The sequence below is a fragment of the Rhodococcus sp. AH-ZY2 genome, from assembly GCF_030916465.1.
Lineage (GTDB): Bacteria > Actinomycetota > Actinomycetes > Mycobacteriales > Mycobacteriaceae > Rhodococcus > Rhodococcus ruber.
This window is the reverse complement of sequence record NZ_CP126458.1, coordinates 1,486,342-1,512,703: the sequence shown is the minus strand read 5'-3', so window position 1 is coordinate 1,512,703 and position 26,362 is coordinate 1,486,342. Positions and strand designations below refer to the sequence as shown.

Below are 26,362 nucleotides of genomic sequence, written 5' to 3'. Positions count from 1 at the left end.
CACTTGATTGCATATGCACCTCGGTGCATACTCGCGGCATGGCACTGGAACACGCGCTGCTCGCCGCACTCGTCGAGCGGTCCGGCTCCGGCTACGAGCTCGCCCGCCGGTTCGACAAGTCGATCGGCTTCTTCCACAGCGCAACCCACCAGCAGATCTACCGCGTGCTGCGGCGGATGGAGGAGAGCGGCTGGATCACCGGCCGCACCGTGCCCCAGGACGGGCGACCCGACAAGAAGGTCTACCGCGTCAGCGCCGCTGGACGCACCGAACTGGACCGCTGGATCTCCCAGCCCTCCGACCCCGAGCAACTACGCAGCGACCTGGCCGTGAAGATCCGCGCCGCCGGGCCCGACACCCTCCCCGCCCTCCTCGCGGAGCTCACCCGCCACCGCGACGCCCACGCCGCACGCCTCGAGGTGTACCGCACCATCGAGAAACGCGACTTCCCCGCACCTCACCGGCTCACCGGGCCCTCACTCCACCAGTACTTGGTCCTGCGCGGCGGCATCCGCGTCGAGCAGGGTTTCGCGGACTGGTGCCAGGAAGTGCTCGACGCCCTCACCATCGAGGACAACACGTGACGAATCCGTATCCCCACCTGCTCTCCCCCCTCGATCTCGGGCCGTTCACCGTGCCCAACCGGGTCGTGATGGGCTCGATGCACACCGGTCTCGAGGACCGGGCCAGGAACACCGGTCGCCTCGCCGCGTATTTCGCCGAGCGCGCCCGCGGCGGCGTCGGCCTCATCGTCACCGGCGGCTACGCCCCCAACCGGACCGGCTGGCTGCTGCCGTTCGGCGCCAAACTCACCAACCGGCTCGAGGCCCGCCGGCACCGGACGATCACCGATGCGGTCCACGCGGAAGGCGGCCGCATCCTGCTGCAGATCCTGCACGCCGGGCGCTACAGCTACTGGCCGCTGAGTGTGTCCGCGTCGTCGATCAAGGCACCGATCAACCCGTTCCGCCCGCGCAGGCTCACCTCGTGGGGGGTGCGGCGGCAGATCCGCGCCTACGTCCGCTGCGCCCGCCTCGCCCAGCAGGCCGGCTACGACGGCGTCGAGATCATGGGCGGCGAAGGGTACTTCATCAACCAGTTCCTCGCCGAGCGCACCAACCGCCGGACCGACGCGTGGGGCGGCAGCGCCGAGAACCGTCGCCGGCTGCCCGTCGAGATCGTCCGCCGCACCCGCGAGGCCGTCGGGCCGAACTTCGGGATCTGCTTCCGGCTGTCCATGGCCGACCTCGTCGAAGGCGGCCAGCGCTGGGACGAGATCGTCGCCCTCGCCCAGGAGATCGAACGCGCGGGCGCCACGCTGATCAACACCGACATCGGCTGGCACGAGTCGCGGGTGCCCACCATCGTCACCTCCGTCCCGCGCGCCGCGTTCGCGGACGTCACCGCCGAGCTGGCGAAGCACGTCGGGATCCCGGTCGCAGCCTCCAACCGGATCAACATGCCCGAGACGGCCGAGGAGATCCTCGCTCGCGGCGACGCACAGCTGATCTCGATGGCGCGGCCGATGCTGGCCGACCCGGAATGGGTCCGCAAGGCCGCCGCCGGCGTACCCGACGAGATCAACACCTGCATCGCCTGCAATCAGGCCTGCCTCGACCACGCCTTCGTCAACAAGCACGTCTCGTGCCTGCTCAACCCCCGCGCCGGCCGGGAGACCGAACTGCTGCTCGCCCCCACCCGCCGCCGCAAGACCGTCGCGGTCGTCGGCGCCGGACCTGCCGGACTCGCGGCGGCCGTGAACCTGGCCCGTCGCGGCCACTCCGTCACCCTGTTCGAAGCCGACGACGAGATCGGCGGCCAGTTCGGCATCGCCCGCCGCATCCCCGGCAAGGAGGAGTTCGCCGAGACCGTGCGGTACTTCCGCCGCCAGCTGGAGCTGACGAAGGTGCAGGTCCGCCTCGGTACCCGCGCGGGCGCCGACGACCTGATCGGCGCGTACGACGAGGTGGTCGTCGCGACCGGCGTCACCCCCCGCGTGCCCGCAATCCCCGGCATCGATCATCCCAGCGTGCTGTCCTACCCGCAGGTCGTCCGGGACGGTGCGCCCGTCGGCGCCCGTGTCGCCGTGATCGGGGCGGGCGGGATCGGCGTCGACGTCTCCGAGTTCCTCACCCACGACCGTTCCCCCACCCTCGACCTGGCCGAATGGAAGCGCGAGTGGGGCGTCACCGACCCGAAGGCCGCCCCGGGGGCACTCACCGCGCCCCGCCCGTCGCCGTCGCCGCGGGAGGTGTTCCTGCTGCAGCGCAAGCCCGGCCCGATCGGGAAGGGCCTCGGCAAGACCAGCGGATGGGTGCACCGGGCGTCCCTGAAGCACAAGAAGGTGCACGAGATCTGCGGTGTCAACTACGAGCGGATCGACGACGCCGGCCTGCACATCAGCTTCGGTGCGGAGCGCCGTGACCCGAAGGTGCTCGACGTCGACAACGTGGTGATCTGCGCGGGGCAGGAACCGGTCCGTGACCTCGTCGATCGGCTCACCGCCGCGGGCGTGACCACCCACGTCATCGGCGGGGCCGACGTCGCCGCGGAGCTCGACGCCAAGCGCGCGATCGAGCAGGGCACCCGCCTGGCGGATCGCATCTGAGCCGGCCGCCGCTACGCTGAGCGACCATGACTCTGCCGACTCCCACCCCCGACGCCCGAGCCGTCGTGACCGGCGCCTCCTCCGGCATCGGCGAGGCTCTCGCCGCCGAACTCGCCGCGCGCGGGCACTCGCTGATCCTGGTCGCCCGCCGCGGCGACGTGATGGAGGAGCTCGCGGCGGCGCTGCGGGCGAAGCACGGCGTCACCGTCGAGGTCCGCGCGTGCGACCTGTCCGACCGCGACGCACGAACCGCGCTCGTCGAGGAACTCGGCAAGCGCCCGATCAGCATCCTGTGCAACAACGCGGGCATCGCGACGTTCGGCCCGGTGGCCCAGCTCGATCCGGCCTACGAACGGGCTCAGGTCGAACTGAACGCCGTCGCCGTGCACGATCTGACCCTCGCGGTGCTGCCGCAGATGGTCGAGCGCCGATCCGGGGCGATCCTGATGGTCGGTTCCGCGGCGGGCAACATGCCGATACCCAACAACGCGACCTATGCGGCGACGAAGGCGTTCGTCAACACCTTCTCCGAGTCGCTGCGCGGGGAACTGAAGGACAGCGGCGTGCACGTGACGCTGCTGGCGCCGGGCCCGGTGCGCACGGAGACCCCGGACCCGGCCGAGGCGTCGATCGTCGACAGGCTCGTGCCGGATTTCCTGTGGATCTCGAGCGAGCACACCGCGAAGGTGTCGCTCGACGCGCTCGCGGAGAACAAGATGCGCATCGTGCCGGGCCTGATCAGCAAGGCGATGTCCGTCGCCGGCAACTACACCCCGCGCGGTGTCGTCGCGCCGATCGTCGGCGCCTTCTACAAGAAGCTGGGCGCGTAGCGCCCGGTGTGCCGTTTGGGCTGCGGGAGCAGCCCAAACGGCACACCGGACTCGGCGTCGGATCGACCGTCATCCGGTGTCCTCCTCGTCCACGTGCGGCCGCGGAATGGTCACCGTGACCGTATCGCCACGACCGGGCTGACTACGCTGTGTTTCGTGCAGGACAAACTTGTGTGGATCGATTGCGAAATGACCGGCTTGCGGATCGACAGCGACCAGCTGATCGAGATCGCCGCCCTCGTCACCGACAGTGATCTCAACGTGCTGGGAGACGGGGTGGACATCGTCATCCACGCCGACGACGAGGCACTCGCCGCGATGCCCGACGTCGTCACCGAGATGCACGAGCGCTCGGGGCTCACCGAGGAGGTGCGCAGGTCCACGGTGAGCGTCGCCGAGGCGGAGAAGATGGTGCTCGACTACATCCGGGCACACGTCCCGGAGGCCGGCACCGCGCCCCTGGCGGGCAACTCGATCGCGACGGACCGCGGGTTCATCGCTCGCGACATGCCCGAGCTCGACGCCTACCTCCACTACCGGATGGTGGACGTCAGCTCCGTCAAGGAGCTGTGCCGCCGCTGGTACCCGCGGATCTACTTCGGCCAACCGGCCAAGGGCCTGTCACACCGGGCGCTCGCCGACATCAAGGAGTCGATTCGCGAGTTGCGGTATTACCGGCGTACCGCGTTCGTCGCACCTCCGGGCCCCCCGTCCGCCGAGATCGCCGCCGTCACGAAGGAGTTGGGCCCGGCCTGACCTGCGGATTCGCCGTTTCCGGCAAACTCAGGCTAGTATCTGTACCGCAGGCGCAACCGGCCCAGGCCGATCGCGAATGCGATGGTGAGTGTAGTTCAGTTGGTAGAGCACCAGGTTGTGATCCTGGCTGTCGCGGGTTCGAGTCCCGTCACTCACCCCCACAGGGCGAGTCCCTGATCGGCGGAAGCCGGTCAGGGACTCGCCTGTTTTCGGCGCCGTGTGTCGAACTCCGCACCAGTGCCCCCGTCCGAACACGGTCCGGGCAGCCATCGGGTGTACCCAGACGATGGGGCGGAAGGCGCCGTGCGACGACGCTCACCCGGTGAAGCAGTACGAGTCGCTGGACGCATCCCCGCCCTGCAGGCGCGTCTGGTGCACCCGAAGTCCGCGGAAGTCGTCGCCGTGCGGGAAGAACCCGCCGTCGACGACCAGGCCGCCGGCGGAGACATCGGCGTCGAACTTCGCCATCCACGCCCCCACACCGTCCGGGTAGAAGACCTCGTCCCAGGCCGCATAGAGCGAGTTGGTGGCGTAGACCCGGCGCCCGTCGCGACTGATCTCCACCATCTGCGGGCCTCCCGCGATCGGGAGGTCCGGAACCGCCGGGTGCGGCGCGCGGCCCACGATCCCACCGAGGCGCACCGATGCCGTCTCCCGTGGGTGGAACGGGTCGCCGACGTCGTACTGCTTGAGTTCTCCGGTGCCCCAGCACGAGACGTACAGCCAACGGTCGTCGACCGACAGGTCGATGTCGGAGACGAGCGGCGGTACCGCGCCGAAGGGTTTCAGCGCCGGCGGCAGATCGTCGGGGTCGGCCGGCTCCGCCGGAATGGTGATCACCTTCTCCACCGCCCACCGGTCGTCGCTCTTGTGCCACATCCACACCGACGCCGACAGATCCTCCACGCTGATGACGACGCCCACGAACCCGAACGCCGCGGAAGGATTGTGCGCCGGGCGGAGTTCGAGAACCATCTGATGCTCGTCACCGAGATCGATGCGCTGCGTCGGCTTGCGCTCGGACATGCTCCAGAAGTTCAGATGGTGTCCGAACCTGCGGCCGAGGAGGTCCTCGGCGTTCAGTCCGTTCTCGATCATCGACGGCGTGGCCCACTCGGAGGTGATCACCGTGTCGTGCTTCAGGTGCCACCACACGTCGTACGCCAGGGACTGCTCGCCGTGCTCGGCCTCCCAGGCTCCGATGACGTCGAACGTGTCGTGGTCGAGCAGCGCGACACCACCCGGACCCTCGGCGCCGTCGGCGCCTCCCAGGGCGGACATGAAGATGCCACCCGGTCCACAATGCACCGTGTGCGGCCGCGAGTATCCCGCCTTCGTGGCGAGCTCGGCGGCCTCGATCGTGCGTGTCACCACCGGGTGCCGCGCATCGGGTTTGGTGTCGAGGACATACGTTCTCGACGAGCGGATGCCCGGCACCACCAGGTACCGCCGCTCGAGCGGCTGGCCGTGGTGATCGCCGTGCCCCTCGTGACCGTGCCCCTCGTGACCGTGCCCCTCGTGACACAGCGCGCTCGAGCAGGCGTTCCATCCGAAGTGGTGCAACTCGTTGCCCGCCGTCGGCAGCTCGGTCCAGCCGATCACACCACCGTATGTCGGCGAACCCGGCTCGCAATCGACCACTGCGATCGCGTCCTTCGCCCGGCCGGCCGGATCGAAGGCAGCCACATAGGCAAGCCGCTCGGGCGCGGCTGCCACGGCGTCACTCGGGCTGCGGTAGAACGTGGGATCTGTCGTCGCAGACATGAATCCTCCTCGACTCGGACCTGTCCGCCGGGCCACGCTCGGTGGTCCACGGTCGGTCGACGTCACAGGTAGGCATGCCTTCTCCCTGATTCTCCGCCGCGCAGGACCGCATGTCGACCCTCCACGGTCGGGCTGCCCGGCGGTCGGCACCCGACACGGGAAGACCCCCGGGATCGTCGATCCCGGGGGTCTCGTGCCAACCGCTACCGCAGGAGGCGGACCCGGCCTGCCTCACGCCGGGGCGCCGGATCAGGCGCGCGCGTTTCCGGCCTTCCACGTCGACCACGGAATGTTCCAGTCCCCGAGTCCCTCGGTGCCCGAGAGGATGCCGCCGACGGTGTTCTGCACGACGACGATGTCACCGCGCTTGGTGTTGTCGAAGATCCACTTGGCGTTGGCCGGGCTCAGGTTGAGGCAGCCGTGGCTGACGTTGCGCACGCCCTGGTCGCCGAGGGACCACGGCGCCGAATGGAAGAAGATCCCGCTGTAGGACATCCGCGTCGCCCAGTCCACCGGGGTCCGGTACCCCTCCGCGGAGTCGACGGCGACGCCGTAGGTCGACGAGTCCATCACCAGATGCTCGAACCGGTCGCCGATCGTGTACACGCCGTTGGGGGTGGGCGTGCCGTCCTTGCCCATGGACGTGGGCATCGTCATCACGTCGACCCCGTTGCGGTTGACGGTGACCTGCTTGGTGTTGTCGTCGGCGGTGATGACCACCGCATCGCCGATCGTGAAGCTCGAGTGCACGTCCGACTGGCCGAACAGACCGTCGCCCAGATCGCGACCGTAGACCTTCACGTCCACCGTCACCCTCGTGCCCGGCGCCCAGTAGTTCTCGGGCCGCCACCGCACCTCACGGTTGCTCAGCCAGTAGAACGCGCCGTCGACCGGCGGCTCGGTGACGACGGTGATGGCCTGCTCGGCAGCGAGACGATCGGGGATGTTCTCGTCGAACTGGATCGCGACGGGCTGGCCGATGCCGACGACCGCGCCCTCACCCGGCATCACGTACGGCTGGGTGAGATTTCCCGGGGCGCTGGTGGTGAACGAGACGACGGTCGTCGTCGCTCCACCGAGCCCGTACGCGACGGCCTCGAGCCGGTACTGCCGGCTGTAGCCGAGCGGCTCGGTGTTGGCCCACGTGGCTCCGTCCGGACCGAGTGCCCCGGCTACGGGTTCCCCGTCCGGGTTGAGCAGCGTGACGGACTCGAGCTTGCCGTTGACCACCGAGACGGTCACCGGCTCGATGGGCGAGAAGCCGACTCCCCCGTCGACCACGCTCGCCGAGACCGTGGGCTTGATGAGCGCGGCGAGGGGATTCGAATCGATCGGCACCTCCTCGGCCCCGCCGGCGCCGGACGCGCCGGAGCAGGCCGTGACGAAGGTCATGACGCCGACCAACACCGCCCCGAGCACCGCCGCGACGGCATGCCGATTCCGCCGGCGGCGCGGCGCCGCACTGTTCCCAACCACTCTCACCCTCCGATTCCGGGCCTCCCCCGGGCCGCAAAACTGCACGTCGATGCGCGTGCGTTCGATGATGCCAGCCCCGCTCGAGGCACAGCCGCCGCGACGTCGACGACGCGAATAACGTTCGAATACCAATCGCCGCCGGCCCCCTCGGCGTTACGTCCCGCTTCCACCGAAATGCGGCATGACCAGCCGATTTGGTGCGCTCCTGGAAGGTGTGTAGTCTTTCCTTCGTCGCCGGGACAACGCCCGGAGACGCACCGCCAAGCGCCATTAGCTCAATTGGCAGAGCAGCTGACTCTTAATCAGCGGGTTCGGGGTTCGAGTCCCTGATGGCGCACAGCACGAAGGAAGGCCGGCGATCTGCGAGATCGCCAGCCTTCCTTCTTCTTTCCGTCGTGTCCGCTGTCATCCCCGTCCAGCCCGACACGAACTCGTGCATCCCGCGAAGCAGGTCCCGCCGATCCGGCACTTCGCCGGCGGTGTCGTACACAGATTTCCCCTGTGCGGGATGACGGACTGCACAATTCGCCCGATGCGAGCGCTCGGCCGTCGCGAACAAACTGGGGCCATGTTCACGAAGAGCATTGTGCGAGACGCTGGGACGTCGGCGGACGACGGCCACGCGGGCCTGCGAGCATGGTACGAACGAGTGCTTCCGGACGGCTCGGGATACAGCCGCAGGGTGGAATCGGACTTGCCCACCCGAGTGCACGTCCTGGAGAAGGGCGCCGGACCGCCGATGATCCTGCTCCACGGCACCGGGGTCGCTGCCGGATTCTTTCTGCCGCTACTCGCCGAACTCGACGGCGTCCGCGCGATTGCCCCGGACCTGCCCGGCCGGGGCCTCAGCGACCCGATCGACCACCCCCGACGGCACTTCCGCACAGCGGCGGTCGGGTGGCTGGATCGCCTGCTCGACGTCCTCGGCCTCGGCCTCGAAGAGACCGTGCTGCTCGGGCACTCCGCGGGCGGTGTGTGGGCCACCTGGTACGCACTCGCGCACCCGGAGCGGGTCGGCCGGCTCGTACTAGTCGGGCCGCCCGCCTTTCCGGGGACGCGGTGCCCGCTGCCGCACCGGGTACTCGCCACTCCGGGGCTCGGCAGGCTGGCGGCCGGTCTCGTTCCGCCCGGCCGGGAGTCCGTGCTCCGGTTTGCCGCCGTCATGGGGGAACGCGCGACGCTGGTCCGGCATCCCGACCTGATCGATCTGCTCGTTGCCATGCGCAGAGACCCCGTCGCCGAGTCGGCCGCGCGCGACGAGATACACGCACTCGTGTCTCCCCTGGCATTGCTGACGCCGTCCGGGTTCCGCCGGCGGACGCGCGTACGTCCCGATGAACTCGGCCGCCTGACCATGCCCACGCTTCTCGTCTGGGGCCGCGACGAGCCGCTCGGCGACGTCACCGTCGCGCGGGGGGGTGACCGACCTGATCCCCTCGGCGAAGCTGGCAGTCCTCCCGGGCGGACACGCGCCCTGGCTGGGGCAGCCCGCGCAGACAGCTGTCGTGATCCTCGATTTCCTCCGTTGACGCCTCTCCTTCCAGAAGGAGATTCCCGGCTCAGACCGCAACCGCACCACCACCGGGAGGGAGGTGATCCGCTTGACTCACGTCGTCGACACCGGTGTGGCCACGCTCCGCCACAGCCAGAATCACCCTGGCAGCGTTCCGGTCCCGGCACGCGGTATGCCCGCACGCCCAGCACCGGAAGATACGTTCCCCGAGTCCGAGGCGTTGCTTGGCTCTCGCGAAACACCTCGAACACGTCATGGTCGTGTACGCGGGCCGCACCAGCACCACCTTCCGGCCGGCCCGCCTGCCCCGCTCGATCAACTCCCGTTTCACCGTCGCGACCGCGGCATCGGCGGCCGTGCGCGCCATCGTCGACCTCGACAGGAACCGGGGTCGGAAATCCTCCACCGCGACCAGATGATGCGCCTCGACCACGGCCCGGGCCCAGATCCGGCCGTCGTGCCGGCTGCGCCGGGCCGCTTTCTTCTGCACCTTCGCGGCCCGGGTGCGGGCCCGGCGATAGCCCCTCGAGGGCGGGTGCCCCGTGCCTCGGCGGCGCCGCGCCATCGTCCGCTGCGCTCTCGCCACCTGCGCCGCACACCGTTTCCGGTGCCCGTGCTGCGGCAGGTCGAACCGCTCCTCGGTGGCCGTCGCGGTGCGGGCCACGCCCCAGTCGATCCCGACCGCGCTGTTCGGGTCGGCGGCCGGGATCGGCTCGGCCTCGCGGGTCACCACGAACGAGGCGTACCAGTGCCCCAACGAATCGCGGGTGATGCGCACACTCGACGGCGCCGACGGCAACACCCGCGACCACACCACCGGCACACGCACGCCCTTGGGCAGCACCAACCGGCCGTGGCGGATCCGGAACCCGCGGCGGGTGTACTCGAGCGAGGGCAGGGTCTTCCTCCGCGCCTTGTACCTGGGCCGGCCCCGGCCCTCGACCGTGCACGACGCGTCGAGCGCGTGCGCGTAGGTGCGCAGCATCTGCTGCTGGGCGACCTGGGAGCCGTCCCGCAACCACGACGAGCGGGCCCGGGCGTCGGTCAACTGCTTGGCCAGCTTCCCGAACGTCGGCCGGCGACCGGCCTTGTGTTGGTGCACCGCCTCGTTCCACAGGAACCGGCAGCGATGCCACTCCTGCATCAGTGCATGTTCGGCGATGGTGCCCGGCCGCAACCGGTAGTTGTAGCGCACCACCTCGACCCCCATGCCCGGCACGCTAACCGACCCCACCGACAGGTTCGCCCGACACCACCACTCCCCCCGAAAGGAGGACGGCGCTTCCTCTCCCTCGTGAACGAGGCAGTATCCGCGCCGCACATCAGATGACGACGAGGCGTGCGTGTCCGGCTCGCACCGGCATGCCGCGACGACTGAGTGTGCCGAGCCGCCTTGCGATTTCGGTCCGATGCCCGTCGAACCCACCTACTGTGGGACGAACATCACACCGAATGCCGGAGGAGTACCACCATGGGTCAGCTCGAGGGCAAGGTCGCATTCATCACCGGTGCTGCACGCGGGCAGGGCCGCAGTCACGCGGTCCGGCTGGCCGAGGAGGGCGCCGACATCATCGCGGTCGACCTCTGTGCGCAGGTCGACTCCGTGGGCTATCCCCTCGCCACGCCGGACGACCTGGCCGAGACGGTTCGGCAGGTCGAGGCGCTGGACCGGCGGATCGTCGCCACCCAGGCCGACGTCCGCGACAGTGCCGCCCTGAAGTCGGCGGTCGACGAGGGCGTCGCCCAGCTCGGCCGGCTCGACATCGTCCTCGCGAACGCCGGCATCGCCACCTTCGCGCCCGTCGAGGACCTGACGGACGAGATGTGGGACGACATGATCGACATCAATCTCACGGGGGTGTTCAAGACGGTGCGGGCAGCCGTGCCGCACCTGAAGGCCAACGACGGCGGCGGCGCGATCGTGCTCACCAGTTCCACCGCCGGCATCAAGGGACTGGCGAACCTGGCGCACTACGTCGCGGCCAAGCACGGCGTGGTGGGATTGACGAAGACCCTCGCCAACGAGCTCGCCCCGCACATGATCCGGGTCAACTCGGTGCATCCCACGTCGGTGGACACCGACATGATCCACAACGAGCAGACCTACGCGGTCTTCAACCCGGACAAGAAGCCGTCGGAGATCACCCGGGAGGAAGCGGGCGAGTCGTTCAAGACCATGAACGCCCTGCCGATCGAATGGGTCGAACCGGTCGACATCAGCAACGCGATCCTGTTCCTGGTCAGCGACGCGGGTCGCTACGTCACCGGGGTGCAGCTGCCGATCGACGCGGGCGCAGTGATCAAGTAGCCGTCCCGGGTCCGGTGCGCCGGCGGGCGAAGCCCGCCGGTCAGCCCTCCACGATCACGGGATCGCCGATCTTCACCCGGTCGAAGTACCACTGCGCGTTCTCGGTGCTCAGGTTGATGCACCCGTGGCTGACGTTCGCATACCCCTGCGAGTCCACCGACCACGGCGCGGCATGCACGAAGATGCCGCCCCACGTGAGCCGCACGGCGTACTCGGTGTCGATGCGGTAGCCCTCCGGGGAGTCGATCGGGACGCCGTAGGTGGACGAGTCCATGACGAGGTCGCGGAACTTCTCGAGCACCGAGAACGTGCCGACCGGGGTCTCGTAGCCGGGCTTGCCCATCGACGCCGGCATCGTCCGTACCACCTCGCCGTTGAGGAGGACCGTGAACTGGTGCGTCGAGCGGTTCGCGACGGCGACGAACTCGTCGCCCACCTGGAACTGGGTGCGCGCTCCGGCGACGGCGACGGTCACGGTGGTGTGCCCCGGCCAGAGGTCGTCGGGAACCCACTGCACCCGGCGGTCGTCGAGCCACGCGAAGTGGCCGCTCACCGGCTTCGACGTGGTGATCTCGACGGCACGCTCGGCGACGGCGCGGTCGGCGACGGGGGCGCCGAACCGGATGGTCACCGGGTGCCCCACCCCCACCACCGCGCCGTTCGCCGGCTCGAGCGCCGACGTGGGCAGCCGTGTCGGCGAAGCACCGCCGAGCGTCCCAGCAGTGGCCGCAGCCCCGGAGCCGAGCAGGGCCACGGCGGTCAGGATCGAGACGAGAAGAAGTCGTGCAATCCGCTGTGCGTTCGGCATGGCCGTCAGCCCCCTCCGAGATGGCGCGGTGTGGCTCACTCTCAGTCAATCACGCCATGATCGAACTCGGAACGGTCCAAGGTCACCGATCGGCCCGCGCGCCGACGCCGCCCGGAGACGACGAAGGGCACCGCGGTCCGGTACGCCGGACGACGGTGCCCTTCGGGGCCGGAACTCGGCGCGACAGAACTCGGCGCGACAGAACTCGGCGCGACAGAACTCGGCGCGACAGAACTCGGCGCGACAGAACTCGGCGCGACAGAATTCAGCGCAACAGCTTGCGCAGCACCAGCGCACCGACGACGGCGCCCACCGCGACGAGCGCGTACTTGACGTTGGGCTGGTTCACCTTCTCCATCACGGTCTGCTTGGTGTGCGCCATCACGTTCTTCGGGCTGGCGCGCACACTCAATTCGTCGAGGGTGCTCGCAAGCTGGTTGCGGGCGTTCTCGATGTCCCGTTCGATGGCCTCGGTGTCCCTACCCACGTGATCCTCCAGTTGGTCGCTGCACTGTGCTGCGACCACGGTAGTGGACGCACAGGTCCGTTACCCTCTCGGAGGTGACGGAAAACAGCAGCAGGCTCGCTCCCGGCGACACGGCTCCCGAATTCACCCTCCCCGACGCGGACGGCAACGAGGTATCCCTGTCGGACTACCGCGGACGCAAGGTGATCGTGTACTTCTACCCCGCGGCAAGCACTCCCGGGTGCACCAAGCAAGCCTGCGATTTCCGCGACAGCCTCGCCGACCTGAACGGCGCCGGGCTCGCCGTCGTGGGCATCTCCCCCGACAAGCCGGCCAAGCTCGCGAAGTTCCGGGACGCCGAGCAGCTGACGTTCCCGCTGCTGTCGGATCCGGACAGGACCACGCTGACGGCATGGGGTGCGTTCGGTGAGAAGAAGATGTACGGCAAGACCGTCACGGGCGTGATCCGTTCGACGTTCGTCGTCGACGAGGACGGCCGGATCGAGGTCGCGCAGTACAACGTCCGCGCCACGGGGCACGTCGCGAAACTGCGCCGCGACCTGTCGGTCTGACCTCCGGTTCACCGGCCGAGTGAGGCGAGGACCAGCGCCTCCGCGACGGCCATGTGCTCGAGTTCGGACGGGTCGACGCTCTCGTCGGGCGCGTGGATGCGGGCGCCGGGCTCCTCCACGCCGAGCAGCGCGATCTCCGCGTCCGGCAGCACCTGCTGCAGCACGGTGCACAGCGGGATCGAGCCGCCCTGCCCGACCGTGCCGACCTCGCGTCCGTAGACGGCGCCGAGCGCCCGTTGCAGCGCGGCGTATCCCGGCCCGCCGGTCGCCGCCCGGAACGGTTCGCTCACACCCTCCCGGTCGACCCGCACCCGCACGTTCCAGGGCGCGTGCGCATGCAGGTGCGCGACGAGGGCATCCTGCGCGGCGAGCGGGTCCGTCCCCGGTGGGACCCGCAGGTTCAGCCGCGCGGACGCGCGCGGCACGACCGCGGCCGCCGAGCCGACGACGGGTGGCGCGTCGATCCCGAGGATCGTCACCGCGGGCCGCGCCCACACGGCGTCGGCGACCGTCCCGGACGACAGCAACGAGACTCCCTCGAGCACACCGGCATCCGCGCGGAACGTGGTGTCCGGATAGGGTTCGCCCTCCCACGTGCCGTGGCTGTCGAGGCCGTCGATCACGGTGTCGCCGGCCTCGTCGCGCAGGCTCGACAGCAGGCGCACCAGCGCAGCGAGAGCATCGGGGGCCGCGCCGCCGAACTGCCCCGAGTGGATCTCCCCGGCCAGGGCGTCGACGTGCACGACGACGTTCGCCAGGCCGCGCAGCGACGTCGTGAGGGTCGGCCGTCCCGCCTCCGCGTTGCCGCAGTCCGCGACGAGCACCAGGTCGGCGGCGAACAGCTCGGGACGCGCCCGGGCGAGGTCCTCGAGACCACCGCCGCCGGTCTCCTCCGAGCCGTCGCCGACGATCCGGACCCCGACCGGCAGCGGCCCGAGTTCACGCAGCGCCCGCAGCGCGAGCAGATGCATCACCAGGTTGCCCTTGCAGTCCGCGGCACCGCGGCCGTACCACCGGCCGTCGCGTTCGGTGAGCTCGAACGGCGGGCTGTGCCACAGCGACTCGTCGCCCGGGGGCTGCACGTCGTAGTGGCTGTAGAGCAGCACGGTCGGCGCCCCCGGCGGTGCGGGGGTGTGCCCGAACACCGCGAGGGAGCCGTCGGAGGTCTCGATCAGCCCCGTGCCCTCGATGCCCACGGCGGTGAACGCGTCGCGCACCCATTCCGCGGCCGCGACACACTGTTCGGGCGGGAACAGACGCGGATCCGCCACCGACCGGAAGGCCACGAGTTCCGCGAGGTCCGCGCGCGCTGCCGGCAGGAGCCGGCGCACCCGCTCGCACATCTCCGCGACGTCCACGGCACCTCCCGATCGTTGTGTCTCGTTTTCGGTACGGGTACAGCCCGTCCCGATCGAAGCATGCCCGGCGCGCCGATATCCGGCGTACATTTCGCGATGTCGGGGTCGCCAACGGGCGGAACGGTCCACGGGAGGCGGGGGGCCGGCCGACCCTCGAACGGAAGGCACTGCGATGCCACCCAGTCCGCAGACCGCACTCACGCCCTTCTACCGGCAGGTCCAGTCCCACTACGACCTCTCGGACGAGTTCTTCACCCTGTTCCTCGACCCGTCCATGACCTACAGCTGCGCGTACTTCGAGCGGGACGACATGACGCTCGAGCAGGCCCAGGCCGCCAAGGTCGACCTGTCGCTCGGCAAGTGCGACCTGCACCCGGGCATGACACTGCTCGACGTCGGATGCGGCTGGGGCTCGACGATGCTGCGTGCGGCCACGCACTACGACGTGGACACCATCGGGCTCACCCTCAGCCGAAACCAGTACGAGCACGTCCGCGATCTCGCCGCGCGACTGCCCGGCCCCCGCACCGTGGACGTGCGTCTGCAGGGCTGGGAGGAGTTCGACGGGCGGGTGGACCGCATCGTGAGCATCGGCGCGTTCGAGCACTTCCGGAGCGAACGCTACGACCAGTTCTTCACCAAGTGCCACGACATGCTGCCGCCGGACGGCCGGATGCTGCTGCACACCATCGTGGGGCACCGGCTCACCACCCTGCGCGAGCGGGGAATCCCGGTGACCCGCGAGAACGCGCTGTTCCACATCTTCATCAAACGGGAGATCTTCCCCGGCGGGCAGTTGCCGCAGCCGGAGACGGTGGTCGACGGCGCGGAGCGGTCGGGGTTCCGGGTCGACCGCATCCAGGCCCTGGCTCCGCACTACGTCCGCACCCTCGAACACTGGGCCGCGGCCCTGTCGGCCCGCCGCGACGAGGCGGTCGCCCTGTCGTCGGAGGAGATGTACGAGCGGTTCATGAAGTACCTGAACGGTTCCGCCGAGCACTTCCGGACGGGACACATCGACGTCATGCAGTTCACCCTCGTCAAGTGAGCCGACGGCGGCTCCGCGGTGTTAGCTGGGACTCGCCCTCACAGCTAGAAGTTCGGAATTCGGACAACCTCCGGCTAGCCTGGGCGCGTGGAGTCTGCAACGAAGCGCGGCCGTACCCCACGCCGAATCGACCCGGCGCTGGAGGTCCAGGCGGCCCCCCAGGAGCTCGTGCCGCGCCGCCGCCCGACGCAGGAGCGCAGCCGGCGCAAGTTCGACGCGCTGCTCGCCGCGTCCCGCGAACTGCTCACCGAGGTCGGCTTCGAGTCGTTCACCTGCGAAGAGGTGGCCGCCCGGGCCGACGTCCCCATCGGCACCCTCTACCAGTTCTTCGCCAACAAGTACGTCATCGTCTGTGAACTGAACCGGCAGGACCTGGTGGGCGTGCAGGACGAACTCGCCAAGTTCGACGGCGTCGTCCCGTCCGTGGACTGGCTGCGGTTCCTCAACTCCTTCGTCGACCATCTCGCCGGGCTGTGGATGTCGGACCCGTCGCGGCGGGAGGTGTGGCTGGCGATGCAGTCCACCCCGTCGACGCGGGCGACCGGCGCGATCCACGAGAAGGAGTTCGCCGAGCAGATCGCGCGGATGCTGGCTCCGCTGATGCCCGACACCCCCCGCGAGCGCCGCACCCTGATGGCCGAGGTGCTCGTGCACGTCGTGTACTCGATGCTGAACTTCTCCGTGCAGGACGACCAGAGCCACGCCGACGCGGTCGTCGAACTCAAGCGGCTGATGGGCGCATACCTGATGGTGGCCGAGAAGGAGTCCCGGACGAGCGCCAAGCGACGCAAGCGCCGTGAGGAGGCCTCCCGGGCGGAGGAGTCCCGCCGGGCCGACGACCCCGAAACGCGGCAGGCGGAGGAAGTCCGCACTTCCTCCGCCTGAAACCCGGGCCGCTACCCCTGCGGGTCCTCCTCGAGCACGACGAACGCCCCCGCCATGTCTCCGTCGTGCGTGAGCGAGACGTGGATCCGCACCCCGGTCAGGTGCGCGGCGACGTCGCCGTGCAGCCGGATCCCGGGCCGCCCCCACGCGTCGGAGACCACCTCGATCTGCCGGTGCACGGTCTCCGGCAGCACCGGCGGGCTGCCGAACAGCGACGCCGACCACGCCTTGATCAGCGCCTCCTTCGCAGCCCACCGGGCGGCGAAGTGCCGGCCGGGACGGGAGCTGCGGGTGTTCGCGTCCCGACGCTCGCCCGGCGTGAAGTTCGAGAGCATCGCCGTACCTGCGCGGCCCAGCTGCTCCTCGAACTCCGACACCGTGACCAGGTCGAACCCGATCCCCGCAACTCCCATCCGTCCCGTGACCCGCTCTCTGTGACCGTGCGGCCGGCGGCTACTTGCAGCCGGGCAGACCCGAACGGTACACGTCGCCGTCGCCCAGTCGTGCCTGCGGCGAGAGCAGCACGTCGGCCTCGAGCTGGCGTGCCGCGTCCGCCGGCACCGAGTCCCCGCCGAAGCGGCGGTCGGCGGGCCGCTGGTACAGGGCCGCACCCCCGGTCATCGCCTCCGCGAGGCGGCGCTTACCGGCGACGGCGCGGGCCTGAGCCTGCTCGACGTAGGCCTGCCGGCGCTCCGCCGGGATCGCCTCGACGAACGCCTGCGGGTGGACCACCGCGATCAGCCCCGACACGTGGCCGAACCCGAGGCTGGTCAGCAGACCGGCCTTGAGCGCGTACCGCTCGCCGAAGCGGAGCGGGGTGCGCGGCCACACCAGGTGCTCGAACCCGGCCATCTTGTCGTCGACGCAGTCCAGGCTGCGGTTCGGCGGGACGACGCCCTGGCTGAGGACCTGGCACAGGCCGATCAGCTGGAACGCCGCCGCGCCACCCTTGGCGTGACCGGTCAGCGACTTCTGCGACACCACGAACATCGGCGCACCGTCGCTGCGGCCCAGCGACCCCGCCAGGCGCTCGTGCAGCTCCGCCTCGTTCGGGTCGTTGGCCGCTGTGGAGGTGTCGTGCTTGGAGATCACCGCGATGTCGTCGGCGGTGACGCCGAGCTTGCGCAGCTCCCGCGCCAGGCCCGACTCGAGCCCGCCGCGACCCGCGCCGAGGGCACCGATGCCCGGGGCCGGGATCGAGGTGTGCACGCCGTCGGCGAAGGAACCGGCCCAGGCGACCACACCGAGGACGGGCAGGCCCATCTCCAGCGCCAGGTCGCCGCGGGCGAGCAGGACCGTGCCGCCACCGGCGGACTCGACGAACCCGCCGCGCCGGCGATCGTTGGCCCGGGAGAACCGGCGATCGCTGATGCCCTTGGCCGTCATGTCGTCCGACTTCGCGGTGGCCGACATGTCACCGAACCCGACGATGCCCTCGATGCCGAGGTCGTCGAAACCGCCGGCGACGACGAGCTGCGCCTTGCCCAGCTTGATCTTGTCGACACCCTCCTCGACCGAGACCGCGGCCGTCGCGCACGCCGCCACCGGATGCACCATCGCGCCGTAGCCGCCGACGTACGACTGCACGACGTGCGCGGCGATGACGTTCGGCAGGGCCTCCTGCAGGATGTCGTTCGCGCGGGACTCACCGAGCAGCGTGTCGATGTACAGCGACCGCATCGAGGTCATGCCGCCCATGCCGGTGCCCTGGGTGTTCGCCACATACGAGGGGTGCACCCAGCGCATCAGCTCCGACGGGGTGAAACCGCTCGAGAGGAACGCGTCGACCGTGGTCACGATGTTCCACAGGCCCACCCGGTCCACGGACTCGGCCATGTCGGCGGGGATGCCCCACTTGGTGACGTCGAACCCGGTCGGGATCTGGCCACCGACCGTGCGGGTCAGGTTCATCTTGCGGGGCACCCGGATCTCGGTGCCGGCCTTGCGGGTGACGGTCCAGTCACCGCTGTCCGGAACCGAGTTTGCGACGGTGTTCTCCGGGTCGGCGTCGACGAACGCCCGGGCCTCGGCCTCGGACCCGACCACGAACGACAGGTCCTTGTCCAGGAACACCGAGGTCAGCAGCGGCGCCGCATTGTCGATCATCGCGCCGTCGTCGCCGTAGCGGCGGATGCCGCAGCGCTCGACCACCGCGTCGTGGTACCGGTCGGCGATCTCCGCCTCGGGCACCAGCTCGCCGGTCTCCGCGTCGTACCAGCCCGGGGTGGGATCGTTCTCCCATGCCACCAGGCCCGTGACCCAGGCCAGCTCGAGCACACCGGCGGCCGACAGTTCCTCGTCGACCTCCATCTCGAAGCGGGTGCGGGCCGAGCCGTACGGGCCGAGCTCGCCGGCGCCGACGATGACCACCAGATCGGCGGGATCGACGTCGAGCGCCTTCCATTCCGGCGCGGGCGTCGTCGCGTCCAGGCGCGGCGGCGCGGGCAGCGCCGCGATGGTGACCTCGTCGGACTCGGGCTCCGCGGCGGCGTTGGCCTCGGCCTCCTCCTGGGCCCGCTTGGCCAGAGCCGGCAGGTCGATGTCGGCCTCGGACAGGCCCCCGGTCAGATCCGCCACCAGCGGCGCGGCCGCGGCGGACTCCTTGGAGCCGGCGGTGACGAGCTTGAGCAGCTCGACGGCCATCTCGTCGGTCGACCAGGTGCGCACCCCGGCGGCCTCGGCGGCCTCGACCAGCGGATCGTTGCCGCCCATCAGGCCCGTGCCCCGGACCCAGCCGATGAGGGCGTGGGCGAGGGTGACCCGCTCGGCCCACGTGCGCTCGGCGTGCCAGCGGTTGACGATCGCGTCCAGCGCGGCCTTCGCCTCGCCGTACGCACCGTCGCCGCCGAACTTGCCGCGGTTCGGCGAACCCGGCAGCACGACGTGCAGGTGGGTGTCGACGTCGCGGTCGTAGCCGATGTCGGCCAGCCCCGCGATGAGCCGCTCCACCGACCACAGCAGGACCCGCATCTCCATCTCGGCGCGGGCACCGGCGTCGGCCATCGACCCGACCACGCGCGGCGCGGCGAACGGGAACAGCAGCGTCGGGGTCAGGGCCTCCTTGATCAGCTTCTTGGCGCCGCCCGCGGTCTCCACGGTCTCGGTGCCGAGCCACTGCACCAACGCGTCGACGTCGGAGTAGGACGCCATGTTGGCGGGGACCACCCACAGGGCCGCACCGGACCGCGCGTTGCCTGCGTACAGCTCCTTGTAGAAGCCCAGGCGGCTGTCGCTCAGGCTCGAGGTGGTGACCACGACCGTCGCGCCGCCGGCGAGCAGCTTCGCCGCGACCGCGGCCGCGATCCCGCCCTTGCTGGCGCCGGTGACGACGGCGACCTCGCCCGCGTACTCGGCGTCGCCGGTCTGCCGGGCAGCCGTCGCGATCGCCTCGAAGGTCGGCGCGAGCTCCGCGCGGCCGGCCTCGGTGGCCTTACCCGCCCAGAACGTGGCGTGCGCGGCCACCGTGGCGCCCGCACCGGCGAAGCGCTCCGCGGCGATCTCGGCACCGAGCCACACGCGGGCCAGGTCCTCACGGGCCGTCGCCCACCGGTCGTCGATCAGCACGGCCTTGCGGGCGTCGAACGCCGGGGCGACCAGCCGCGGCCAGTCGGAACCGAGCTCCGCCGAGACCAGGTCGACCAGCTCGGTGTCCGCCTTGTCCGCGAGGTCCGAGACCGCGTCGGCCAGGCCCAGCTCGGACAGGATCAGACGCGCGGTCTTGGCGAGCACACCGTTCGAGCCGGTGATGCCCTCGGCGAACTCGCCGAGCGCGGCGGCGTCGACGGTGGCGCCGCCACCGCCACCGGCGGACGGCATCGACACCGCGACGCCCCGGCGACCGGCGACCGACTGCACCGCCGCATCGATCAGCTTGTCGACGGCACCGCCGTCGGACAGCGCGCCGTCGGACAGGCCGCCGAGCGCACCGCCGCGGACGGACGAACCGTCCCGGCTGCCGAGCGCGACCTCCGCGGTCACATGCGACGCCCAGCCCTCGCCCAGACCCCACACCTTCGTGACGCGGTCGGCGACGTACGCGGGACGCTTGCCCGACGGGCCGAACACCTTGCGCAGGTGGTCGTTGATCGAATCCGACAGCACCGGGCCGAAGGGCCGGTAGGTGCGGGCCAGGCGATCGACCGTGCCGGCGAGCGCGCCCATGTCGGCGTCGGCCGCACCGTCGATGGCACCGAGCGACAGCTCCGAACCGAGGTCGACGAGCAGCTGGTTACGCCGCGAGGACACCCCGTCGCACAGCGCCTCGATCGTGTCGGCGGGACCGACCTGATCCGGGCGCAGCTTCGTCCACAGGGCGATGAGCACCTTCGTGGCGTCGGCGGCCTTGAACGCGATGTCGTCCGGGCGCGGTCCACCCGCCGGAGCGGCAGGTGCGGCGGCCGGAGCGGCAGCCGCGGCCGGGGCGGCAGCGGACGTCTCGGCCGAGGCCGGCTCGTCGTCCTCCACCGGCGCCGGATCGACGTCCGTGGAGTACACGACCGAGGCCTCACGCTCGATGTTGAGCACCTCGACCGGCTGCCCGAAGCGGCCCGGCAGCTTCAGCGTCTGCGACGCCAGGTTCGCGACCGTCGGGGCGGCACCGAGGCCGACCTCGACGAACCGCTCCACGCCCAGGCCACCGTCGGCCTCGTCGGCGAACAGCAGGTCCTGCGTCTCGATCCAGCGGACCGGGGACGCGAACTGCCACGCGAGCAGCTCGGCGAGCACCACGCGGCACAGCTTCGAGCGATCGGCCGCCCAGGTGTCGAAGTCCGCGAGGACCTCGGCCAGCGGCTCGGACGGCACCAGGTCGGCGATCTCCTGGACGAACTCCCGGCCCAGGTCGAACGGCTTGGGCACCAGGTTCGGGATGTAGCGGCCGATGAGGATGTCGGGATCGATCTGCTCCGGCAGCAGGTTCAGCAGACGCTCCCGGAAGTCGTCCACGCCGCCGCGCAGGACGGTCGAGTGGAACGGCACGTCGATACCCGGAACCAGGATGAACGCCCGCTTGCCACCGAACTCGGCGACCTTGCGCTCGATCACGGACTCGAGGACCTCGAGACCGGCGACCGTGCCGGCGATCGCGTACTGCGAGCCGCGCAGGTTCAGGTTGACGATCTGCAGGAACTCCCCGGTCTCCTCCGCGACCCCGGCGACGAACGCCTCGAGATCGGCATCGGCGACACCGAACTGCGACGGACGGATCGCGGCCATGCGGTAGTTCGAGCGGCCGTGCTCGTCGCGCGGCACGAGGGCGTGCATCGCCGAGCCACGGCTGAACACCACCTCGAGCACCGCCTCGAGCGGCAGCACCCCGGCCACCGCGGCGAGGGCGTTGTACTCGCCCACCGAGTGACCGGCCAGGAACGCGCCCTCGACGAAGGCGCCGGCCTCACGCAGTTCCGCGATCTGGGCGACACCCAGGGTCGCCATCGCGACCTGCGTGAACTGGGTCAGGTGCAGCACGCCGTCCGGGTGCTTGTGGGTGACACCGCGGGCCTTGAGCACGGTCGGGTTGTCGCGCACCACGGCCAGGATGGAGAAGCCCAGGGCCTTGCGGGTGTGCTTGTCGGCGCGATCCCAGATCTCCCGGGCGGCCTTGCTGCGGGCACGCGCGTCCAGGCCCATGCCGGGCCGCTGGATGCCCTGGCCGGGGAACGCGTACACCGTGCGCGGGGCAGCGGTGCGGCCGGTGGCGACCATCACCAGGTCGCCGTCCACGCGGCAGCCCACCTCGACGATCTCGGCGCCGCGGTCGGTCGCGATGCGGTCGACTCGCACGTCGATCTGCGCGCCGGGGCGCACCATGCCGAGGAACCGCGCGGTCCACGCCGTCAGGCGGCGGGCCGGCAGCTTGGCGTCGGCCTCGAGGGCGGTGACGACCTGCTGGGCGGCGGCCGAGAGCCACATGCCGTGCACGATCGGGGTGCCCAGGCCGGCCAGCAGGGCGGCATTGTCCGAGGTATGGATCGGGTTGTGGTCGCCCGAGACACGCGCGAAGGCGCTCATGTCGATCGGGGCGACGATCACGGCGTCGCGGCGACGACGACGCGGGGTCTCCACCGCGTCCTCGCTCACGGCACCGCCGGCGCGGACCGGATCGGCCAGCTCCGCCTTGCCGATGCGGCCACGGATCGCGAAGCGCTCGATCAGCGTCGCGACCGTGGCGTCGCCGGAACCGTTGCCGTTGTCGGCGGTGATCTCCACGTGCACCTCGACCACCCGGCCGAGGTCGGTGTCGACCACGTCCTGCACCTCGGCCTTGACACCCAGGATGGACGGATCGGTCGGCAGACCGTCCTTCACGTCCACGGCGTGGTCGAGGTGGACCAGGTCCAGCATGCCCTCGATCACCGACAGGCTGTCGTCGGTCTGCGCGGCGCCGAGCGCGGCGAACACCGCCGGCCAGCACGCGCCGACGAGGACGTCGGGGACACCGTGGGCACTGGGGGTCAGGGTCGACGGCAGTCCCGAACCCGTGACACCGGCATGGTCGGCGATCTTCTCCGGCAGCCAGCCGAGGGTGATGCGGGCCGCGCCCTTCTTCACGGCGGGCAGCTCCTGGCCCGCGGCGACACCGAGCAGCGCCGACATGGACGCCGACGCGTCCTCCGCGGTGACGACGGGAGCGCCACCGGTGTGCACGGCGGCCGGCACGGTCAGGCGGATCTCGACGGTCTTGTCCCCCGCGAGCGGCACCGTCAGGCCCACGTGCTCGGCGTCGAGGACGCTCAGGGTGGCGCCCGTCGCGGCGTGCACGGCGGCGGTGTCGGACTCGACGGACCACTCGTCCAGGTCGCCGAGGCGGTGCACCGGGTTCACGGTCTGCCGGCCGGCCCAGTTCACATCCGGAGCCGACAGCACGGCGTCGAGCAGACCGGACGCAAGGTCCTGGTGACGGCGAGCGGCGATCTGCACCGGCTCGACACCGGCCGCGACCAACTCGTCGACGGTGGCCTTCTCGAACCGGTCGAGCAGCTCACCGACGGGCTCGTCGGCGCGGGTGATGCCCGCGACGGCGACGGTGCCCGGGATGATGCAGACCTGATCGGCGCTGTAGCGCGGATCGTGGGCCTGCCACAGGGAATCGGACCGCCACCAGCGACGCACGTCCTGGTCGACCACCGGCACGAAGTTCACCGGCTTGCCCGGGGTGCGGCACAGCGCGACGAAGAACGGAACGTCGGCCGGGTGCAGGACCACCGACTCGGCATCCGGGAACTGCCCGGTCAGCGCCGCCAGCGCCGCGTACGGCCGGTCGAGGGCCGCATCGTCGGCGAACAGCGTCGGGATCGGGCCACGATCGGCCGGGTGCAGCCGGGACTCGGCGCGCTGCAGCATCTCGCGGAAACGCTCACGCCAGGTGACGTCGATCCACGGGTTCTCGGCCGCGTCGGCCACCTCCTGCGAGCCGACGGCGAGCTCGAGGTAGCGGGTGAGCCACTGCCCGTAGGTCATCTCCGCGACGTCGCCGAAGTACGGCTTCGCGGTGACGTCCAGCGCGGCGATGATCTCGTCGCGGCGTGCGGCCACGGCCTCGGCATCGCCCGCGACCTCGTCGAGCAGGCGGCCCGTGCGGGACGCCGCGTTGTCGATCTCGTGGATGTCCGCGCCCAGCTGGCTCCGGCCGGAGGCCATGCCGCCGGAGGCGGTGCCGGCGCCGACCCAGTCCGGAGTGCCGGGGGTCTCGACGAGCATCCGCTTGACCTCGGGCGACGTGGTCGCCTCGAGGGTCGCCATCGCCGCGGTGCCGACCAGGATGCCGTCGAGCGGCATCGCCGGGAAGCCGTGGGCGGTGGACCAGCGGCCGGTCAGGTAGTCGGCAGCCCGCTCGGGGGTACCGATGCCACCGCCGACGCACAGCACCAGGTTGGACCGGGTGCGCAGCTCGGCGTAGGTGGCGAGCAGCAGGTCGTCGAGGTCCTCCCACGAGTGGTGGCCACCGGCGCGGCCGCCCTCGATGTGGACGATGACCGGGTAGTTCGGCACCTCGTTCGCGATGCGGATCACCGAGCGGATCTGCGCGACGGTGCCCGGCTTGAACGCGACGTAGCTGATGCCGGCCTCGGTCAGCTCCTCGATGATCGAGACGGCTTCCTCGAGCTCGGGGATGCCGGCGGTGACGACCACACCGTCGAACGGTGCGCCCGCGGCGCGGGCCCGCGGCACGAGCCGCTTGCCGCCCACGTGCAGCTTCCACAGGTACGGGTCGAGGAACATCGAGTTGAACTGCACGGCGCGGCCCGGCTCGAGCAGCCCCTTCAGCTCCTCGACGTGGTCGGCGAAGATCTGCTCGGTGACCTGACCGCCACCGGCGAGCTCGGCCCAGTGGCCGGCGTTGGCCGCGGCGGCGACGATCTTCGGATCGACGGTGGTCGGCGTCATGCCGGCCAGCAGGATCGGCGAACGGCCGGTCAGGCGCGTGAACGCCGTCTCGACACCCTGACGGCCGTCGGGCAGGGTGACCGGCTTCGGCGCGAATGCGGACCACGGCTGCGGCACCTCGGGCTCCGCGCCCGGGGTCAGCAGGTTGCGCTGACCGCCGCGGGTCGCGGCGGCGATGATGCCCACACCCTGGCCCCGCAGGCCCGAGCTGGTCATCCGCGTCAGCAGCTCACCGGGACCCAGATCCAGGATCCACGAGGCACCGGCCGCGACGGCGTCGTCGACGAGGGCGACCCAGTCGACAGGGTCGACGAGCACTTCCTGCGCCAGCGAACGGGCGAGGTCGGCGTCCAGGCCGCAGCGCGACGCCCAGTCGGCGACCTGCTCGACAGCGTCGGCCAGCGCGGGGTGGTGGAAACCGATCTCGGCCGAGACCGGCTCGAAGGTCGGGGCGAACACGGCACCGCCGCGCTTCTTCGCCTCCCGCTCGCGGGTCTCCGCGGCGGCGATCTCCTCGCAGCGCTGCTGCACGCGCGCCAGTGCGGCCGGCGGACCGGACAGCACGACGCGGCGACGGGCGTTGCGGATGGCGACGACGGCGGACCGCTGCGGATCCTGGTCGGCGAAGACCTCGGCGACGACGGCGCGCAGGCGCTCGGGGTCGACGTTGGCGACGGCGAGCATCGGGAAGCGCTCGGCGCCGGAGATGATGCCGCGGCGACGGCCGACGAGGGTGGCAGCGGCACCGATGAGCTGGGCGATCGCGAGGATCTGCCCGTCCTTGGCGCCGGCGGCCTCGGTGGCCGCGACGGCGAGCACGCCCTGGGAGTGGCCGATCACGGCGGCCGGGGCCTGCGCGGTCACGTCGAGGCCCTGGTTCGCCAGCGCGCGCAGCGCGGCCACCTGGGTCAGGAACACGCCGGGCAGCGACACCGCGGCAGAGGTCAGTGTGGTCTCGGAGGGACCGGCGACGGGCGTCTCGTCCTCGTCGGCGACTTCCTGCTCGAGCATCCAAGCGATGGGGTCGAAGCCGCTCGGGCGCACCACGACGAGGTCGTGTGCGACGGGCGCGAGCAGCGCGTCGGCCTCGTTGACCAGTTCGGTCAGGACCGGCTCGAGTCCGTTGTCGCGGCTGAGTTCCTCGAGGGAGCTGAGCCACGGGGCACCCTGGCCGCCGAAGGCGAGGGCGTACGACTCCCCGGCGAGGAGCTTGTCGACCAGCGCGCCCTTTCGGGAGGCGGGGCCGATCCCCCGGTCGCCGGTGCGTCGTGATGCCTTCGAGTTCCGTCCGTTGTCGGCTGGTGTGGTCTCGTCGATCGTCACGCGTGTAGTTCCTCTCCTGAACACCTCGAGGGCGTGGTTCTCTCGTTGGCCGCCCGCGCCGCCGTTAGCGTTCTGATGGCTCTGATCTGCTCGTTCGGGCTACCCAAGAGTGACACAAAATCATGAGGGGTTCCTCATGTTTTGTTCCGTGCGGGTTACCGGGTACGGAAGGGCGCGTGAGATCACTCACAGCAGGTCGGAGAAGTGACTCACCGGTAGGGAGAGTCGGCGCAGGCTGCGCGGCTACGAGGACGTCCATCAA

General features: G+C 70.7%; 16 protein-coding genes, 2 tRNA genes and 1 pseudogene. 11 read left to right on the top strand and 8 right to left on the bottom strand.

Annotation, left to right across the window (positions count from 1 at the left end):
* Positions 1–38: 38 nt before the first annotated feature.
* The 5 genes from QNA09_RS08040 to QNA09_RS08020 all read left to right on the top strand — a co-directional run bounded on the left by QNA09_RS08040 (position 39) and on the right by QNA09_RS08020 (position 4,355).
* Positions 39–584, top strand: coding sequence for a PadR family transcriptional regulator (locus tag QNA09_RS08040; protein WP_010596341.1), 546 nt, complete (start codon positions 39–41; stop codon positions 582–584).
* Positions 581–2,608 carry an NADPH-dependent 2,4-dienoyl-CoA reductase gene (locus tag QNA09_RS08035; RefSeq protein WP_040271650.1) on the top strand — a complete coding sequence of 676 codons (2,028 nt, stop codon included), beginning with the start codon at positions 581–583 and terminating at the stop codon, positions 2,606–2,608. Before QNA09_RS08040 ends, QNA09_RS08035 begins: the two co-directional genes overlap by 4 nt.
* 26 nt (positions 2,609–2,634) lie before the next feature.
* Complete coding sequence (cmrA, locus tag QNA09_RS08030; protein ID WP_040271644.1) at positions 2,635–3,438, top strand: mycolate reductase; 804 nt, start codon at positions 2,635–2,637, stop codon at positions 3,436–3,438.
* 156 nt (positions 3,439–3,594) lie between these two features.
* Complete coding sequence (gene orn, locus QNA09_RS08025; protein ID WP_119699675.1) at positions 3,595–4,194, top strand: oligoribonuclease; 600 nt, start codon at positions 3,595–3,597, stop codon at positions 4,192–4,194.
* An 83-nt stretch (positions 4,195–4,277) separates the two neighbouring features.
* A tRNA-His gene (locus QNA09_RS08020) sits at positions 4,278–4,355 on the top strand.
* A gap of 154 nt (positions 4,356–4,509) precedes the next feature.
* Here QNA09_RS08020 and QNA09_RS08015 read toward each other — a convergent pair.
* Together QNA09_RS08015 and QNA09_RS08010 are read right to left on the bottom strand one after the other, a co-directional pair.
* Positions 4,510–5,958, bottom strand: coding sequence for a selenium-binding protein SBP56-related protein (locus tag QNA09_RS08015; protein WP_059174804.1), 1,449 nt, complete (start codon positions 5,956–5,958; stop codon positions 4,510–4,512).
* A 249-nt stretch (positions 5,959–6,207) separates the two neighbouring features.
* Entirely contained in the window at positions 6,208–7,350 is a 1,143-nt protein-coding gene (locus QNA09_RS08010) for an Ig-like domain-containing protein (protein ID WP_225223300.1), read from the bottom strand.
* A gap of 348 nt (positions 7,351–7,698) precedes the next feature.
* Here QNA09_RS08010 and QNA09_RS08005 point away from each other — a divergent pair.
* Both QNA09_RS08005 and QNA09_RS08000 read left to right on the top strand, forming a co-directional pair.
* Positions 7,699–7,771, top strand: a tRNA-Lys gene (locus tag QNA09_RS08005).
* A 171-nt stretch (positions 7,772–7,942) separates the two neighbouring features.
* Positions 7,943–8,779, top strand: a pseudogene (locus QNA09_RS08000) (alpha/beta fold hydrolase); the annotation flags it as partial.
* A gap of 214 nt (positions 8,780–8,993) precedes the next feature.
* Here the strand turns inward: QNA09_RS08000 and QNA09_RS07995 are convergent.
* The gene (locus QNA09_RS07995) at positions 8,994–10,157 is read right to left on the bottom strand and encodes a transposase (RefSeq protein ID WP_308072393.1); all 1,164 of its coding nucleotides are present in this window, start codon (positions 10,155–10,157) and stop codon (positions 8,994–8,996) included.
* Positions 10,158–10,418: 261 nt separating this feature from the next.
* Between QNA09_RS07995 and QNA09_RS07990 the strand changes: the two genes are divergently transcribed.
* A complete protein-coding gene (locus QNA09_RS07990; protein WP_102030794.1) occupies positions 10,419–11,255 on the top strand; it encodes a mycofactocin-coupled SDR family oxidoreductase in 837 nt (278 codons plus the stop codon).
* A 40-nt stretch (positions 11,256–11,295) separates the two neighbouring features.
* Here QNA09_RS07990 and QNA09_RS07985 read toward each other — a convergent pair whose 3' ends face one another.
* A complete protein-coding gene (locus tag QNA09_RS07985) occupies positions 11,296–12,063 on the bottom strand; it encodes a L,D-transpeptidase family protein (protein WP_010596775.1) in 768 nt (255 codons plus the stop codon).
* Between the two features lie 265 nt (positions 12,064–12,328).
* Entirely contained in the window at positions 12,329–12,550 is a 222-nt protein-coding gene (locus tag QNA09_RS07980) for a DUF3618 domain-containing protein (RefSeq protein ID WP_003938940.1), read from the bottom strand.
* A 74-nt stretch (positions 12,551–12,624) separates the two neighbouring features.
* Here QNA09_RS07980 and bcp point away from each other — a divergent pair, with 74 nt between their 5' ends.
* Entirely contained in the window at positions 12,625–13,101 is a 477-nt protein-coding gene (gene bcp / locus QNA09_RS07975; protein ID WP_010596774.1) for a thioredoxin-dependent thiol peroxidase, read from the top strand.
* 8 nt (positions 13,102–13,109) lie between these two features.
* On the opposite strand, the gene QNA09_RS07970 is transcribed toward bcp, so the two are convergent.
* Positions 13,110–14,444 (bottom strand): dipeptidase, encoded by a 1,335-nt coding sequence (locus QNA09_RS07970; protein WP_040271734.1) that lies wholly within the window; start codon positions 14,442–14,444, stop codon positions 13,110–13,112.
* A 187-nt stretch (positions 14,445–14,631) separates the two neighbouring features.
* Here QNA09_RS07970 and QNA09_RS07965 point away from each other — a divergent pair, with 187 nt between their 5' ends.
* Entirely contained in the window at positions 14,632–15,507 is an 876-nt protein-coding gene (locus tag QNA09_RS07965; protein WP_010596772.1) for a cyclopropane mycolic acid synthase family methyltransferase, read from the top strand.
* An 87-nt stretch (positions 15,508–15,594) separates the two neighbouring features.
* The gene (locus QNA09_RS07960) at positions 15,595–16,392 is read left to right on the top strand and encodes a TetR family transcriptional regulator (protein WP_026137844.1); all 798 of its coding nucleotides are present in this window, start codon (positions 15,595–15,597) and stop codon (positions 16,390–16,392) included.
* 11 nt (positions 16,393–16,403) lie between these two features.
* Here QNA09_RS07960 and QNA09_RS07955 read toward each other — a convergent pair whose 3' ends face one another.
* Entirely contained in the window at positions 16,404–16,805 is a 402-nt protein-coding gene (locus QNA09_RS07955) for a holo-ACP synthase (RefSeq protein ID WP_010596770.1), read from the bottom strand.
* A 40-nt stretch (positions 16,806–16,845) separates the two neighbouring features.
* The gene (locus tag QNA09_RS07950; RefSeq protein ID WP_203011645.1) at positions 16,846–26,100 is read right to left on the bottom strand and encodes a type I polyketide synthase; all 9,255 of its coding nucleotides are present in this window, start codon (positions 26,098–26,100) and stop codon (positions 16,846–16,848) included.
* Positions 26,101–26,362: the final 262 nt, after the last annotated feature.

Bases quoted from the DNA above. Each gene is read 5' to 3' on its own strand.
- QNA09_RS08040 (WP_010596341.1), top strand. From the start codon at position 39: ATGGCACTGGAACACGCGCTGCTCGCCGCACTCGTCGAGCGGTCCGGC.
- cmrA (WP_040271644.1), top strand. From the start codon at position 2,635: ATGACTCTGCCGACTCCCACCCCCGACGCCCGAGCCGTCGTGACCGGC.
- QNA09_RS08015 (WP_059174804.1), bottom strand. From the start codon at position 5,958: ATGTCTGCGACGACAGATCCCACGTTCTACCGCAGCCCGAGTGACGCC.
- QNA09_RS08010 (WP_225223300.1), bottom strand. From the start codon at position 7,350: ATGACCTTCGTCACGGCCTGCTCCGGCGCGTCCGGCGCCGGCGGGGCC.
- QNA09_RS07995 (WP_308072393.1), bottom strand. From the start codon at position 10,157: ATGGGGGTCGAGGTGGTGCGCTACAACTACCGGTTGCGGCCGGGCACC.
- QNA09_RS07990 (WP_102030794.1), top strand. From the start codon at position 10,419: ATGGGTCAGCTCGAGGGCAAGGTCGCATTCATCACCGGTGCTGCACGC.
- QNA09_RS07985 (WP_010596775.1), bottom strand. From the start codon at position 12,063: ATGCCGAACGCACAGCGGATTGCACGACTTCTTCTCGTCTCGATCCTG.
- QNA09_RS07970 (WP_040271734.1), bottom strand. From the start codon at position 14,444: ATGTGCGAGCGGGTGCGCCGGCTCCTGCCGGCAGCGCGCGCGGACCTC.
- QNA09_RS07965 (WP_010596772.1), top strand. From the start codon at position 14,632: ATGCCACCCAGTCCGCAGACCGCACTCACGCCCTTCTACCGGCAGGTC.
- QNA09_RS07955 (WP_010596770.1), bottom strand. From the start codon at position 16,805: ATGGGAGTTGCGGGGATCGGGTTCGACCTGGTCACGGTGTCGGAGTTC.